Here is a 15,374-nt window from a genome sequence, read left to right on the forward strand (position 1 = left end):
TGAAGGACAAATGAAACTTTATATCGAAATTAATTAAGTAAGAGATTAAGTAAATGTAAAAGAGGTAGAACAATGGCTGTTTCAATCAACCCCATTTCCAAAGATGAAAAGCATATTCTTCAGAATTTATATTCCCTTTATTTACATGACCTTTCGGAGTTTACCGACGGTTTAGACATATCAACAGATGGTTCATTTGAATTTGATTCATTTGAATTAATTTGGAAGAGGGAAGGATTAACACCATATTTTTTGAAAAAAGATATGAAAATTGTCGGTTTTTTATTACTGTTAGAAAGGCCGTTTTTAAATAAGGACTATGATTACAGCATTAATGATATTTTTATTTTGAAAAAATATAGAAGAAAAGGTGCTGCAATTTCATTATTAAAGGAATTGTTTAAACAAAAAAAAGGTAGTTACTTTGTTGTTCAATTAGCCAAGAATATCCCTGCTGTTATATTTTGGAGAAAGATTTTTAGTGAGCTAAATATAGATTTTGAAGAAAAAAAGCAAATTGTCGATAATGAAGAATGTTTGGTTCAATCCTTTCAAATTTAAACAGATATTAAACAACGGGTGCATTAGCTGAAAATCGGAGCTGTCTTTAAAGAAGCCTTTTCTTTAGGATCTAAGATTAAAAAGCGATCTTAAGATCTTAATATATTCAATTGATTATAAAAAAGGTTCAGGTTAGCACAACCTGAACCCAAAATATTATTGAGGCGTATTTAGATTTTGTGCCCTTAAGTAACTTACAACTACCTCTCCAATTTGTCTGCCAAACCTTAAGCCTTCATTGTTATCCACGTTAAAATGTACGCCAGCGTACAAACGAGATTGAGCACTTTCTTCCATTATTTTTTTTATTTCTGAAGACTCTTGATGGAAGAAATAACTTAATACTGTCTCTGCACATCCCGCCACAGTTGCGTGTGCAGAAGGGTAAGCGGGAAAACGAGGGGTAAACAACACAGTAGACAGATTTCTGCCATATTGATTTGGACGTGCAACATCCCAATGATATTTAAGAAACCACGTGATAACAAAGGTATCATTCATAGCCGCGTGGAAATAACTCTGAACCCTTGCAACACTCGGTGATCCCAGCATATACTTTTCAGATAAATTGAAAATTAGAGTGGTAATTTTCGCCGTTAATTCACCTGTTCCCCAATATTGTGCGATGCTTATTTGCTGGGAAGTCAATGACTTTAATGTATCTTCTACAATGAATAACTCTGTTACCCAATCAATATCTAGAGGATTTTTAATTCGCCAAATGATTCGTTGATGAAAGGGGTCCAGGAACTCATTGTCTCTTCCCCTTGAAATAAAAAACATTGGCCAATTTCCTGCTTCTGGAGAACCTTTAGGGGGGTTACTTTCCCCTGGGTAAGGAAATTCTGTCCATCTTCTATAACTTGTTCTCATAAAGACCACCCCCTAATAAATGTTCTCCTTGTTCCTTATGATTAAGAGTAATGAAATATGACCATATAACTTTTTGATCCCTTATCAGAGAGAAAGATCAGGGGGTTGAGCCAATTTATGCCTTTATAGCTGATTCTCCCAGCTTTACAACATAAATTAACATTTCAAAGTTTTATTTGAAAAACTTCCAAATATTCTAAGGTATTTTAATGATCATATCCTGAAATAATAAAAAAAAAGCAGGAGAAATAATATGAACAGCAAAAAAAGTTATAAAGGATTTATCGCTATTTTTATATCTGTCTTAATGTTGAGTCACTCGGTCTATGCGAATGAATGGGAAGATAAAGAAGTACCTATAAACTTTAAAACTGAGATATTACCTTGGGAGATAGTAAACAACACTATTCCTAATAAAACGACTTTCACCATTATAGACATTGAAACGGGATTATCATTTAAGGTTCAACGAAGAGCAGGTAGTCATCATGTCGATGCTCAGCCAATAACCAAGGATGATACTCAGATTATGAAGAAAATTTATCATAATCAATGGAGCTGGAAAAGAAGAGCGATTATTGTATTAATTAATAATCAAATGATCGCTGCCTCTATGAATGGAATGCCACATGGTGCCGGTTCTCTTCAAAATGGTTTTCCAGGCCACTTCTGTATTCATTTCTATGGAAGTTTAACGCATCGTTTAAAAAACGAAGATTCCGCGCATAAATTGATGATACTGAAAGCGGCCGGTAAGCTTGATGAATATTTAGGCACGATAAGTCCCTACGAACTTATCCATATTTTTACCATTGCCATAAATCAAGGAGATCGAAAATTATTATCAATGACCTTATCAAATTCGGATCATTCCAAACGTTTCATTAAACTTGCTGAAAATATTACATACTTTGGGGTTGGAGATTTTTCAAGACAACCACTTGAAGACGCAAACAGGTTAATATTCGTGGATGTACCGGTTCAAGTGAAGGTTTATAAAGAGAGAAAAGGGAGTGAAAGCAAAATCATCCATTTTATGATCCGTAGGGAGAGTTTGACTGATTGTTGGTTCATTGATCAAGAGGCGATCTATGAAGCCTTAAAATAAGATTTGTGAAGATACCGAAAAATAAATTCCAATCCATTGTGGGGGTGCATTCTATGCGATTAACATGGATTGCCGGACTTTTACTATTCGTTCAACCTGTGAATATTTCTGAAAGCTTATCGGTAACCCACCAAGGACAAACGATTGCCAGTGTCAACCATGCTGATATTACTTTGCCCTTACTGGATGTTCCTATCATGGACGTGGATAAATACAATCAATTTGTCGAAAAAATAGATCGACAAGTGTACCAAAAACCTGTAGATGCCACAATAGACAAACAAGGTAATATTCTTCCAGGGCGGGTAGGTTACAAGCTATACCATCAAGCATTTAAAGAGCAATTTTATTCCTTTTTGTACAGTGGTAAAGCATATAAACTAGAAGTACCTTTGCTTGCTATTCATCCAAAAGTTGACAGCGAATTACTTGCAGAGATTCGTGAAAAAAAGATAGGTGAATATAGAACTTATTTTAATGTGAACAACAAAAATCGTACAAATAATATCTCGCTTGCTACAGAAGCCATTAATAATTATGTCGTGTTTCCTGGAGAGGTATTTTCTTTTAATCAAGCCGTTGGCAAGAGATCACTAAATAAAGGATATATGCTCGCTCGAGTTATCGTTAAAGGAGAGTTTTCTGAAGGGATTGGTGGAGGGATATGTCAGGTGTCATCCACCCTGTTTAATGCTATCGACAATGCAGGATTGAAAACTATTCAACGCTATTCCCATACTAGGAGCGTTCCGTATGTTCCATCTGGCCGCGATGCTACAGTAAGCTGGTATGGTCCTGATTTTAGTTTTAAAAACACATACAATCAACCTATTCTAATCCGAGCTACAACCCAAGGAGGAATGGTAAGTATCATGGTTTACTCTTCAGATATGATAAATTATAAGACACGAAAAGTTCCCGCTGCTTCAAATCAGAAATCAAAAGAACAGATTTACCGTTCCTAAAAGTACACTTTTACGAACGGTTACTTTTTTATAAAATCATCTACTAAAATATTTCTGAAAAATTTCATTTTCAATCCAACAATATGGACGGGATACGCAATAGCCTTTCGTTGTATAATTTCTGAGCCTTCCCCTTGCAGCTAATCTTCGGAGCTATAAATGAATTTCACCAACAATTATATCCTGATACTAGCTATAGAATTGTTTCCTGTCTGCAGGAGTGACAAACTCCATTATGCCGGCTGGCTTTATCCGGTTATTTTCTTCAATTCCTAGAAGCAAACCAATTTTGTCTATTCTTAATCCGGTTATTAATGCATTGGTATATTGAAAATTAATAACCGTATCAAGACCTAAATTATAAAAAAACTTAATAAATAAAGGAGAGCACATATTAGCCATGTATAATATGTACTCTCCTTTTCTTTTTATTTAACTAACGCAACTGTTAGTTTAAGTAGCTTTTGTAGAGTTGACACAATATGTACGGTGAACATTAATACTCCTTAAGAATAGTAATAAAATAAATGAATGTGGTATCCTATTGACTAGTAATATTATCCAAATGAGGATTAAAGAGGATGAACGACGACCAATGCCCTAACTGTAACTCAAACAATATTAAGAAAGAAGCTCTTGGAACCGGGTTTAAATTTGTTCAAATGTTTTCCTATGATAATTTAAGGAATAAACCTTCCAAGATTATTTCTCATCGGTAACTAGAGAGTGGAGGCCCGTTCATATGGGTGAATTATTATCGTTAGTATTAGATTTTTTATTCGTTGCATCAATGTCATTGCTTAATAGTAAGAAACATACGGACAAACACATTAAATTTTAAAAGAATACGATTGGTTTACGGCTTTGTATTACAATCCTAAATACACTAGGCTTTTTAATTACGACAAACAAATTAGAGGTAAATAACAACCAAGGGAGAGATAAGTATTTTTTTATACGTTTATGAAGCAGGAATAATTCTAGCAATGATTGTATTCGGACTCGCTTATGTATTTGTAAAAGGGATAGAGGATAGAACGCAACTCTTACTTCAATTTTCGCTAGGCATATTGATTTTAGTGTTTTCCTTATCTGTGATTGGTGGGTTTGAGGGAATGCCGTATGCTGTGTTGAGCCTTGGAGTATTCACACTGGCGATTCTATACTTTTTCTTAAAGAAATATGTTATAGGAAAGAAAATACTCTTTATAGGGGTTCCACTCATCGTCGTTATTCATATATTCATTGGGTTCATCAATCAAGTGGACTACTGGGTAGTGGATAAAGAAAGACTGACGGATGATGAAACCGGGGATTATATTGAAAAAATCGAGAAAGATACATCGATTGTCGGTTACAAAAAGTTTAATGGAGGTGAAGGGGAGGACTTTTTACTAATATCATTGGGTGGTGAAAGAAAGGGAAATACCATTGAAGTGTTGGAAGTGAAAGACGATAGTGAGAAGACTATCATTCGCATTCGGACATCTTATAATAAAAATCCTGAGCTAATCCGTATATAGCTGTAGCACTTACTCGTATTAAATCAAAGGTAGTCATTTTGGATACGGATGGAACAAATTATGGGGATGGTATATTTGATTAAACCTTTATAATTTGTTCATACTTGGATGGTTCCTTTTTCTTATGGAACTAACGGGGCAGGTTAGTTGTATAAAGAAAATTAAAATTTGGTGGTAAAATTAGTTGATTATGTAGATTAGGGAGAATATTGAATAAATGAGTGATTGGTTATACATTCTTTATGCTGTAATTTTAGGAATAGTATCTTGGTTTACTGAGGAAATAGTAACCTTTGTTATGTTGGGGGTTATTCTAATTGCATTGAATAATATAAATTCAACTCTTAAAAAGATCTATCTTCAAAATAATGAGAGAAGTAATAACGAAGATAAATAGATGTGAAAATAATTTGATTTAAAACTAAACGGTGCTTTACTTCAATAACAGAAACTGATTAGATTAGAAGCTCTTTTCCTTATGGAACTAACGGGGCAGGTTAGTGCAATAAAGCGTCCAGGGGTTATAATTAAGGATGCAGTTTTATTAAAAAACTAGCAAGTTATTATGTTAGAGAAGAGGTTAACAATGAAAAATAGAGAGGGAGCTATCGGTTACTGTTTGGGAATGGGTAATACATATGAAGATTATCCATTTCGTGATAAGAATTGGACGTTAATGCGACATATAGATAACAAGAAAGTGTTTGCGTGGATATTTGAAAAAGATGGACATATTTGGATTAATGTGAAATGTGAACCTGGTTTTTTAGATTATTGGCGTCAGATTTACCATTCGGTAGTTCCGGCATTTCATCTTAATAAGGACCATTGGAATTCGATAATTCTTGACGGTACTGTTCCAAAGGAAGACATTTACGAAATGATAAAACAAAGCTATATGATAACTAAAAAAAATAATAGTAAAGTTAATTTCAAAAAGTGAAGGCATTGATTCAGCAGGAAGGATTTATGCCTTTTTCTGTGGAACTTACTATGATTGTGAAATAATCTACTTAAAGTAATGGGTGCGTTAGCTGAAGATCGGAGCTGTCTTTAAGGCAGCTTTTTCTTATGGAACTATCCGGGCAGTTTAGTTGAATAAGAAATTTTGGATAATTATAGTAAATGTATACAAGAATAAGTATCCAAAATTAAGGAGGATTTCTTATGATATTTGATAATCTAAATAAAACAATTACCTCTAAAAGGCTAGTACTAAGACTGTTTCAAAAATCTGATGCAGTAGCTGTTACTAAACTTTGTAATAATTATAATATTTATAAAAATACATTGTACCTACCTTATCCATACTCTATAGAGGATGCTTTATCATGGATTGAGCATCATCTTGATAATTTTAATGCAAATATATCATATGAATTTGCTATAACAGATAAGGAAAGTGGAGAATTATATGGAGCTATAGCGTTATCTAACAACCAAAAGTTTAATAATGGTGAAATAGCCTATTGGATTGGTGAAAAATTTTGGGGAAATGGATATGCTACAGAGGCAGCGCAAGCTATATTACATTTTGCATTTGAAGAAAAGCAATACCATAAAGTATTTGCTCGTTACTTTAATTCAAATCCAGCTTCAGGAAGAGTGATGCAAAAATTAGGCTTGAAAAAAGAAGGGATATTAATTGACCATGTGAGGAAAGAAAATCGATTTGAAGATCTAGTATATTATGGAATTATTAACTCAGTAGGATTATAGATTATACTGCTTATTTGTAATCGGTTCCGTTTTTGGGTGGAGATATGCTGAATTATTCGCCAAATGGTGGGCCGACGGTGAATTAATGGGTTCAACCAGAAATATCTGGCTGCACTTATTCTACTAAAGGAAGGTTGGGTGAGGCAGCCTATTTCTTATGGCACTAACGGGGCAGGTTAGTTGAAGAAGGATTTTGTTTTTACGTTAAAACAGTTTAACGGTTTTAGGAGGTGAAAATGATGAAACGTGCGATAGGAATATTTCTTACTCTTTCATCTTTACTAACATACTTAATTGTGGACATGCTTTATGATCCTCTTGAGAATAAAATAATAACAACCGATATGAATTCAGTTACAACAGCAACAGTACTATATCAATATCCTTTGATGTATTGGGTAATTTGTGTCATTTTAATAATTACTTTTATTCTTGGGATTTACTTTATTTCTAGCAAAGGAAAAGCAATATGAGGAATGTCCACTCTGTGATACTCCAGAATATACTAGAAATAATTGAATCGAACTAATGGGTGCTTTACTTCAATAAGGGAGTTGCTTGCGCAGCTCTTTTTCTTATGGAACTAACGGGGCAGGTTTGTTGAAGAAGGATTGAAACTTTATTAATTTAGGAATCGTATAAAAGAGAGTAATACGGGTAGGAAACGATAACGATAAGGAATGATAAATAATGGAAACTTGTAGCAAATGCGGCAACGAACTTACTAGAGCCTATATTTCTGGAATTCAAGGTGAATTTCAGATAAACAAAGAACCAAGAGGTTTTTTCACGGATAGTCCGATTTACAGCAAAGTATCTACTTATGTTTGTTCTAAATGTGGGTATTTAGAGTTCTATGTAGAACAACCTGACAAATTCAAATAATGAAAGGAATTTCTACTTCTTGTAAAAGACTCAAGGTTGCCGAGGCAGCCTTTTTTTTATGGCACTAACGGGGCAGGTTAGTAGAATAAGACAAGTAGGATTAAATAAATCTATTATTGAAAAAAAGAGTGATTAACAGAGAAAATTTTATTAAGCTAACTTGTGCTATAGTTCAAGATGTGTGGCTGCCACCACCATTATCAAATGAATTGAGGATGGAAATTGAAATGAAGAAAAATATGTTTAGTTTTACGTCAGCCATAGTTGGAGTTATGGCTCCATTACTTTTATTTGCTGCAATTGAAATAATTAAGTTTAGTGATATATTACTAATTAGTAGTTTGAGCCTGTATGGTGTTTCTATTATATGTACGATTATCGCTGTGATAAGGAAAGAACAACATAAGATGAAGTACATCCCATTCCTTACACTAATCCCCTTTACTCTTTATCAATTATTAATTTTATTGGTTTATTCATTAGGGAAATTCATAAATGGGTAAACTAACGGGGCAGCATTCCTGTCCTGTATTAAATGAAATACTAAAAAGTTTGTGAAGAAATAAACTTAAACTAACGGGGCAGATTAGTTGTATAAAACATGTGTTTATCTTTAATTGGTAATATATTTGAAGCACATTTGCCTGTAAAAAATTTAGATGTTTCATTGGAGTTTTATAAAAAGCTGGGTTTGGAACTTGCATGGCGTGATGAAGAAACTGCTTTTTTTGGGATTGAAAAAGGAAAAAGTTGGTTAGGTTTGTGGGAGGGAAATGAGTATCAAACGCCATACCATCCTTCCTTACGACATATTGCTTTTCGAGTTTCATATGAAAATTTAAAAGATTCTTTAAAATGGTTAGATTCTATTCAAGTTAAAGTCTTGCCATTTGGTAGTAGAAAATCCATTGAGCCATTTATTCGACCATATCAAGAAAATGCTTCCGTTTACTTTGAAGACCCTGATGGTAACAGTTTGGAAATGATGTGTTCTGTTGAAGTTCCTAATGCTTTAAAACATATTACTGATAAGCTGTCCTTTGAAGATTGGGAGGAATTAGCTAAAAGTAAATTAAAAAAAGTGAAGGCATAATTATTTATTTTGCTTAATGAACTAACGGGTGCTTTAGATGAAAATCGGAGCTGTCTTTAAGGCAGCTCTTTTCTTATGGAACTAAAGGGGCAGATTAGTGAAAGAAGGAATTTCCATCTTTCACACAAATGAAAAGGTGTCAAATGGTATGATTGAAAAAGAAATTGTACAGAACTTAATTTTTAGGGGGAAATATATTCTTGAAAATGGTTAGAATTATCTTAATAATAGTGGTTATTGTTCTATCAGGTTATAGTCTAATAACTCAAACCTTGGAGTTAATGCCTTATTATATGTTTTTCCTTGGGGCACTAATATTGGTGACAGGATTAGCCGAAATTCAAAAAGACAGAAAAGGATTTTGGGGGTATATTAATATTGCTATCTCTTTATTTGTTTTCTTTGCTTCCATACAGGCTTTCTTAATGAATTAACGGGTTCGAGCTTGATGTAATAGCGATTCTTCGCTATTGGTGATACCGGTGGCCGGGGTCGAACCGGCACTCCAGAGGAACACGATTTTGAGTCGGGCTAAAAAATGTTAAATTCCCCATTTGCGGAAACCGATATCCCTTAAAAACCATCATATTTCTCCCTCTTTTTGAACCGCGCAATGGGGAAACAAGCAAAAATTAGTCTCAGAACTATGAAAAACCACCAAAAAAACAGTAAATTCCTAATCAAATGGCAACCCCAAGAGAACCACAAGCATAGAATTTCCAGATTCAGTGCCACTATGGTTTGATACTTATATCTTTCCGCTAAACTCCCACAGCCCAAGCTGCCCTTTTGCAGGAATATATTCATCGAGCATCCGCATGTCCTCAATTTCCCAGGCATAGCCGCCAACTCTGTAATCCCCTAAAAACAAGTCGTTCCCTGAAATAACCCGACTATCTTCTAAGACCGCCCAGTTTCCATTGTTTTCTTCTATTTTCAAACAGTTTTTCAGCTTGCAGACTCCAATTATCATTCCGGTCGGCAGATTATCTTCTGTATACCCATGCTTAGCCAGCAGCTCGGCAACTCCATCCAGTCTACAGGCGGGCTTATCTACTTTTTTGCTCGTATGAATAGCAAGAGGACCCCGATAATGCGTTCTCCAAGTCCTTGTTTCATATTCGGCTTCCCTAAGGACAAATAAGCTTGCCCAAGGCTGGATCATCGACAGTACTTTCATTATTAATCCCCCTGCTCCTGACATCATTAAGTTAATTGGTTATATAGTTCCCTTGAATAAGGATAATATAGACTGTATCTAGATTTAATGTTCTCTTTTGCCATAAAAAAGACAGCTAACCAAAATGTACGCTGTCCTCGTGGTCCTAACTATATTTTGTTGCAACACTAAGTGCATGTGGACATAATAGATGCTAGTGCATTATTTTGGCAGTTCTACAGTAAACGGTTCTAACTTTTCACTGTCCATAAAGCTAGAAAAATCGAATTGTAGAACAGTTTTCTCCTGCTTAAAATCAGCTATTTTTTCCTTTGTTTTGTCTATTAACTTGTGCTTAACGGCAGCTCACAAGGGAATACCCTAAAAAAGGCAATACTAAAGACACCTTGCAACATCGAATTTTTTTCCATACTATAGGGGTAAGGAAATTCCATATTTAGTTTTATAGGATTATTGATTTAAAATGTTTGGAGGCAGGGTATTGCGAGTACCTTGTCTTTTTTTTTTCATTCGACTTAATTTCGTACCCTTTTTTTATTTATATTTTCAATCGGTGAAAACTCTTTGTGCTTTCTGATAACGTCTTAAGAAAACAAATTTACATAGTGCTTTACCATTTCCATTGATGTATGTCCTAAAATTGCTTGAAGTTCAAAGATACCAGCAGATGCTTCTACAGATAATCGAGCAAAAGTATGTCTGAATTTATGACAAGTAGCTTGGATATTTATCGCTTTACCGTATCTGGATATTTGCGATTGCATCTGTCTTTTAGTTAATGGATCATTGTCGATATTTACAAATAGAAAATCATGTTCTAATACTCTCTAATCGAGAGGTATCGTTGGAGTTGTTCTTTCATCCTGTCTTGAATCGGTACGAAGCGTTGTTTGTATCCCTTTGTGTTTTGAATCAGTATTCTTGAGCGCGAGTAATCAATGTCTTTTATATTGATTCCTATACATTCAGATGCCCTTATACCTGTTTCAAGCAGCATCATAATTGTTAAGTCTCTGATGCCTGTAAATTTTCTGTGATTAGGTTGTTTAAAGAGAAGGTCAAGTTCATCATTTGTATATGTTGGAACAGCGCACTTCCTATCTTTTAACAGCTTTATTTCACTCATTGGATTTTGTTTCTTCGTTATTAGCCGCTCTCTAACGAGGAAATTAAAGAAAGCTCTTATCTCCCTTAAACGCGTGTTAATAGTTACGGTCTTACAATTCTTGCTTTTCATATAACGAATGTCGCTTCGATTCAATGGTTCGAATGAGGCAGGTAATTTTGTAGTAAGTGTAGAATTAACTGAGGAAGAAATTAAAGAACCTCGGGTTCAATGAGAAGGAGGAAGAAGAGTAATGAATAAAGACAACCTATTTATATATATTCATCCTGCTTCTACAAAGACTGATGTTGATTTCTTTGGATATGATCATGAGGACACCAAATTTGAAGCACCTACACTGGCTAAATTAGAAAAATTTGATGATCTTTCTAGTTGGCTTCATAAAATGCCTGAGGTCTCAAAAGTTCATTTAGCTGATATTACTTTAACTGTTTCAAATAACACTATTGAACTTAAGGATGAAGAATACACAAAAAAAGGCACAGAGATTTAGGAGTAACAAATAAAGATTCAAATTGAGGTTCAATTGTTTGCGAACGGTGCTAATTTCTTACAGTCTGGTAGTTGTTCAGTAATAACAACTGACTTTAGAAAAGAACCGGAATGGACTGCTGCTGTATCAGCATATGAGTGGATACAAAAGATAAAAAACACTGTTCGCTATCCAGACGACTTTCAAATTGTTAGAGTTGTTTACAACGGAGAAAATGACATTACAGATTTAGTAAGAAAAGTACGCCATATAATCAACTAATATTTTGGATTGGACAACCCTTAAACCAAAGAATTTAGAGGGCTTTTTTTTTATTTGTATCAATTTCTATTCTTTTTTTACATGCGATAATAAGGAAAAAAAGCTAATTTCGGGGGAGAGATATGTTTTTAATCGGAGCAGCAGTTCAAAGTTCAGGGTTACCACCCAGTTTTTATGGTTCATTAATCGGTTCATTTATATCAGGTTCGGTAGCAGTAGGCATATTGATTTACAACAACTGGCAAAAGAACAAGGAATTTAATTTTCGTTGCTATGGCACAATGAAAGTTATTAATGATCATTTGGTTTATCTATCTCAATGGGAACAATTGACATTGAAAGTATTAAGAGAAATGATAGATAAAGAAGGTTATGAAACGAAGGACTTTTAAAAATTCTTAAAAACAGCAAAGGTTTTTTCGAAGAACAACATACATTATTAGAAAAAGAGCGAGCAAATATTCCTTATGACTTTACAACCAGATACTTCACAATCGTAAGTGCCATCCATTCGGTCACTGTTGCATATGATCAGCTCATCGAGGAACCCGGCGATCCTGATAGATATGAAACTCTTGTTAATCAGATGAGTTATTGTAACAAGATTATAAAAGTATTTAATAAGAATACCACTCAATACCTGAAAAACGTGGAAAAGAAATATAAAATAAAGGATTTTTATTAATACACTAACCGGGAGGATGTAAATGAAAAATTTACTTAAATTATCTTTGATTCTTGCCTGTGCCTATTTTTTGATTCCGGCATCCGAAGATTGGATGACTTGGAAACCATCCCTTTACCTTTTCGATGAAAATGGAAAATTAGTGGATAAATTAGAAGATATACCTAAACATCCTCCAATTAATTTGGCAGATTTTTTTCCTTAATTCAAATAGATAAATTAGTAGATACACCTTAATGAATCTCTTTAGAGGTTCTTTTTTTATTCACCTTTCAATTGTGTAATTGTGGTTTTGTGTTATGAAAGCATTAAATGACTCTAGTGTGCATTTTTACATGTTCAACTAACGGGGCAGATTAGTTCAGGAAGCATAGTTTATTCGAACTGTGCAACATAATCATTTTAAATTACTTCAGAATATTTTTTGATCTACTACGAATCCTAATTTTAGGAGGCGACAAAAATGAAAAAACAAGAAAAATCAAAAAATCTTGGCCAAAAATCCGATTCAATGAATGCCTTGGATCAAGGGTTAAACTTGTTTCCACAAATAGTTAATAACGCTACTGGTATTGACAAGGGGAACGACGGTAAAATAAATAAAGATGATTAAATTGAACGCCTTTTTTGTGGCGTTTTTCTATCTTTTCTAATGATCCTCTCCATCCTACTCCCTCCTTCACTTGTCAACTCAACAATAAGTCTTATAGAACTATCGGGTGCGTTAGCTGAAGATCAGAGCTGTCTTTAAGGCAGCTTTTTCTTATGGCACTAACGGGGCAGGATAGTTCATTAAGAAACGCAATAAAATCTTGGTTTTATTGGTGATAATCAACGAACAGAATTAAATTCCAACAAAGGTATAATTTATGGTAAAATAAGGGTTTGTTTGAGCTGGAAGGAAGGGTTGATGGAGTGTATTTGATTAATGGTAGTTTACTTATTGGAATTGGAGTTATATGTTATTTGGCTGGAAGAGGTATTTTAATAGGGTTTAAATTAAAAAAACAAAAACAAGTATATTGGTTAAGGGAAGTTATTAATTTTCTTTTTGTTTTATACATACTTATGGTTGTTTCCGTTACACTGTTTCCATTAGCTTTATGGATTGATTTTAATATGCAAAATATTAAGTTTGGCTTAAATCTCATTCCATTTGTTGGAATTATAAACGATATTAAACAAATAGGTATTGCATATGACGGTGATACCGTGTTTATGATTAGTCTAATTATTAGAAATGTGGGTGGAAATATATTATTATTGATGCCTTTGGGTGTATTATCACCGATAATATGGAATAAATTTAAGGGTTTTAAAAATATTGTACTATTCGGTTTTGTTATATCAATTAGTATAGAATCTATACAATTTATTGAACTAATAGCAGGTGGTCGGGGAAGAACAGTTGATATTGATGACGTAATTTGTAATGTATTAGGTGTTATTCTTGGATACTTCATTTATAAATTTACGTTTAAAATAGCCGATAAATTTCAGATCGAAATATTACAAAATTTAAACTCTGGGAATTCAAGTTTGTTTGATAACGATAAAGGAACTAAAATATAAATTTTATTTAATAAACAGGTGCTTTAGCTGACGATCAGAGTTGTCTTTAAGGCAGCTTTTTCTTTATGGAACTATCGGGGCAGGTTAGTTCTAGAAGCGTAGCTTATTCGAACCTTGTTCATTGACTATTTATGTAATAACACCTAAAATTTAGTTAATGAAATTAATTGGGCGGTGTAAATTTGTTAACTACTATAAATATTCCAGGATTAATTCTATCTTCTCTTTTCGCAATATTAGTTTTGTTTTTACTTAGAAAACTAGTGCAATCTATTAGACGGTAAAGCCGTCTTTTTTTATGTAACAGTATATGTCACCTCTACAATAAGTATTATGGAACTAAAGGGGCAGGATAATAAAGGAGTGTTTTTTTGAAAAAGGTGTTAATAGGTATTATTAGTATTGTGGTTTTATTTATAGGTTTTTTCTTATATCTGAAATTAAACCAACCCTTAGTAGCTTATCCAAGTGCTTCAGCGAATGATAAACAGATACAATTGGTTTCGGTAGGAAATAAAAGTCCATTTGGGGATATTCAAATTGAAGAAGTTCTTGTCAATGATAAAGTTGTACCCTCCAAAGTGAAATTACAAGTGAGTTATCATCCAAAAGGGTTTATTATCTCTGACCATTTTAATGGCGAAGAAGAAAGTGAATATACCTTCAAAGGATTAGATTCTATAACTCTTAAACCAAAGACAGACCCACAAAAGCAACTCGATAAAGTAAATGCTGGTACTGCAACAGAATATGATACTATTTATGCTCTTTCGTTAGGGCATGAACATAGTATTGACAGAGTCATAATTAAATACCACCATCTTGGCATGTCACATGAATTGGTTGTGTCAATAGTTGGATTGTGAAATCCTATACTTAAACTAACGGGTGCGTTAGCTGAAGATCAGAGCTGTCTTTAAAGGCAGCTTTTTCTTAAGGAACTATCGGGGCAGGTTAGTTGAAGAAGGAAGGATTTTGTTTTTACGTTAAACTGTATACAGTTTAACGGTTTTAGGAGGTGAAAATGATGAAACGTGCGATAGGAATATTTCTTACTCTTTCATCTTTACTAACATACTTAAATGTGGACATGCTTTATGATCCTCTTGAGAATAAAATAACAACAACCGATACGAATTCAGGAGTTACAACAGCAACAGTACTATATCAATATCCTTTGATGTATTGGGTAATTTGTGTCATTTTAATAATTACTTTTATTCTTGGGATTTACTTTATTTCTAGCAAAGGAAAAGCAATATGAGGAATGTCCACTCTGTGATACTCCAGAATGTACTAGAAATAAGTGATTCGAACTAATGGCTGCTTT

The 15,374-nt window shown here is 33.7% G+C and carries 22 protein-coding genes; 18 read left to right on the forward strand and 4 right to left on the reverse strand.

Annotated features, from left to right (window positions below; translation table 11 throughout):
* The first annotated feature begins 72 nt into the window (after positions 1-72).
* Positions 73-561: a GNAT family N-acetyltransferase gene (locus ACQKMF_RS23580; RefSeq protein ID WP_402940375.1), complete on the forward strand. Its 489-nt coding sequence runs from the start codon at positions 73-75 to the stop codon at positions 559-561.
* A gap of 156 nt (positions 562-717) precedes the next feature.
* On the opposite strand, the gene ACQKMF_RS23585 is transcribed toward ACQKMF_RS23580, so the two are convergent.
* A complete protein-coding gene (locus ACQKMF_RS23585) occupies positions 718-1,434 on the reverse strand; it encodes a vanadium-dependent haloperoxidase (RefSeq protein WP_427575217.1) in 717 nt (238 codons plus the stop codon).
* A gap of 253 nt (positions 1,435-1,687) precedes the next feature.
* On the opposite strand from ACQKMF_RS23585, the gene ACQKMF_RS23590 reads away from it, so the two are divergent.
* The 10 genes from ACQKMF_RS23590 to ACQKMF_RS23635 all read left to right on the forward strand — a co-directional run bounded on the left by ACQKMF_RS23590 (position 1,688) and on the right by ACQKMF_RS23635 (position 9,161).
* Positions 1,688-2,542, forward strand: coding sequence for a hypothetical protein (locus ACQKMF_RS23590; RefSeq protein WP_427575219.1), 855 nt, complete (start codon positions 1,688-1,690; stop codon positions 2,540-2,542).
* Between the two features lie 53 nt (positions 2,543-2,595).
* A complete protein-coding gene (locus tag ACQKMF_RS23595; protein ID WP_427575221.1) occupies positions 2,596-3,507 on the forward strand; it encodes a VanW family protein in 912 nt (303 codons plus the stop codon).
* A 977-nt stretch (positions 3,508-4,484) separates the two neighbouring features.
* Positions 4,485-5,030: a YesK family protein gene (locus ACQKMF_RS23600; protein ID WP_427575311.1), complete on the forward strand. Its 546-nt coding sequence runs from the start codon at positions 4,485-4,487 to the stop codon at positions 5,028-5,030.
* Positions 5,031-5,247: 217 nt separating this feature from the next.
* Positions 5,248-5,427, forward strand: coding sequence for a hypothetical protein (locus tag ACQKMF_RS23605; protein ID WP_427575223.1), 180 nt, complete (start codon positions 5,248-5,250; stop codon positions 5,425-5,427).
* Between the two features lie 189 nt (positions 5,428-5,616).
* Entirely contained in the window at positions 5,617-5,973 is a 357-nt protein-coding gene (locus ACQKMF_RS23610) for an MmcQ/YjbR family DNA-binding protein (protein ID WP_427575225.1), read from the forward strand.
* 224 nt (positions 5,974-6,197) lie between these two features.
* A complete protein-coding gene (locus tag ACQKMF_RS23615) occupies positions 6,198-6,749 on the forward strand; it encodes a GNAT family N-acetyltransferase (RefSeq protein WP_328138870.1) in 552 nt (183 codons plus the stop codon).
* A gap of 239 nt (positions 6,750-6,988) precedes the next feature.
* A complete protein-coding gene (locus tag ACQKMF_RS23620) occupies positions 6,989-7,222 on the forward strand; it encodes a hypothetical protein (protein WP_427575227.1) in 234 nt (77 codons plus the stop codon).
* Positions 7,223-7,861: 639 nt separating this feature from the next.
* A complete protein-coding gene (locus ACQKMF_RS23625) occupies positions 7,862-8,137 on the forward strand; it encodes a hypothetical protein (protein WP_053345726.1) in 276 nt (91 codons plus the stop codon).
* Between the two features lie 98 nt (positions 8,138-8,235).
* Positions 8,236-8,727: a VOC family protein gene (locus tag ACQKMF_RS23630; RefSeq protein WP_427575229.1), complete on the forward strand. Its 492-nt coding sequence runs from the start codon at positions 8,236-8,238 to the stop codon at positions 8,725-8,727.
* A gap of 206 nt (positions 8,728-8,933) precedes the next feature.
* A complete protein-coding gene (locus ACQKMF_RS23635; protein ID WP_427575313.1) occupies positions 8,934-9,161 on the forward strand; it encodes a DUF3953 domain-containing protein in 228 nt (75 codons plus the stop codon).
* 314 nt (positions 9,162-9,475) lie between these two features.
* On the opposite strand, the gene ACQKMF_RS23640 is transcribed toward ACQKMF_RS23635, so the two are convergent.
* From ACQKMF_RS23640 to ACQKMF_RS23650, 3 genes are all read right to left on the reverse strand, one after another.
* Positions 9,476-9,907, reverse strand: a complete 432-nt coding sequence (locus ACQKMF_RS23640) for an ASCH domain-containing protein (protein WP_063577328.1) — start codon at positions 9,905-9,907, stop codon at positions 9,476-9,478.
* Between the two features lie 584 nt (positions 9,908-10,491).
* Positions 10,492-10,671 (reverse strand): site-specific integrase, encoded by a 180-nt coding sequence (locus ACQKMF_RS23645; protein ID WP_402940389.1) that lies wholly within the window; start codon positions 10,669-10,671, stop codon positions 10,492-10,494.
* Positions 10,672-10,724: 53 nt separating this feature from the next.
* Positions 10,725-11,144, reverse strand: a complete 420-nt coding sequence (locus ACQKMF_RS23650) for a tyrosine-type recombinase/integrase (protein ID WP_402940392.1) — start codon at positions 11,142-11,144, stop codon at positions 10,725-10,727.
* Positions 11,145-11,265: 121 nt separating this feature from the next.
* Between ACQKMF_RS23650 and ACQKMF_RS23655 the strand changes: the two genes are divergently transcribed.
* The 7 genes from ACQKMF_RS23655 (at position 11,266) to ACQKMF_RS23685 (ending at position 15,308) form a co-directional block, all read left to right on the forward strand.
* Positions 11,266-11,526: a hypothetical protein gene (locus tag ACQKMF_RS23655; protein WP_427575232.1), complete on the forward strand. Its 261-nt coding sequence runs from the start codon at positions 11,266-11,268 to the stop codon at positions 11,524-11,526.
* 383 nt (positions 11,527-11,909) lie between these two features.
* Positions 11,910-12,179: a hypothetical protein gene (locus tag ACQKMF_RS23660; RefSeq protein WP_427575234.1), complete on the forward strand. Its 270-nt coding sequence runs from the start codon at positions 11,910-11,912 to the stop codon at positions 12,177-12,179.
* A 315-nt stretch (positions 12,180-12,494) separates the two neighbouring features.
* The gene (locus tag ACQKMF_RS23665) at positions 12,495-12,677 is read left to right on the forward strand and encodes a hypothetical protein (RefSeq protein WP_095396578.1); all 183 of its coding nucleotides are present in this window, start codon (positions 12,495-12,497) and stop codon (positions 12,675-12,677) included.
* Positions 12,678-12,935: 258 nt separating this feature from the next.
* Entirely contained in the window at positions 12,936-13,085 is a 150-nt protein-coding gene (locus ACQKMF_RS23670; protein ID WP_402940400.1) for a hypothetical protein, read from the forward strand.
* A gap of 302 nt (positions 13,086-13,387) precedes the next feature.
* A complete protein-coding gene (locus ACQKMF_RS23675) occupies positions 13,388-14,044 on the forward strand; it encodes a VanZ family protein (RefSeq protein ID WP_427575315.1) in 657 nt (218 codons plus the stop codon).
* A gap of 371 nt (positions 14,045-14,415) precedes the next feature.
* Positions 14,416-14,910 (forward strand): hypothetical protein, encoded by a 495-nt coding sequence (locus ACQKMF_RS23680; RefSeq protein WP_427575236.1) that lies wholly within the window; start codon positions 14,416-14,418, stop codon positions 14,908-14,910.
* Between the two features lie 161 nt (positions 14,911-15,071).
* Positions 15,072-15,308, forward strand: coding sequence for a hypothetical protein (locus ACQKMF_RS23685; protein WP_144530050.1), 237 nt, complete (start codon positions 15,072-15,074; stop codon positions 15,306-15,308).
* Positions 15,309-15,374 lie beyond the last annotated feature (66 nt).

The sequence above is a fragment of the Peribacillus sp. NPDC101480 genome (genome assembly GCF_050277335.1).
GTDB lineage: Bacteria > Bacillota > Bacilli > Bacillales > DSM-1321 > Peribacillus.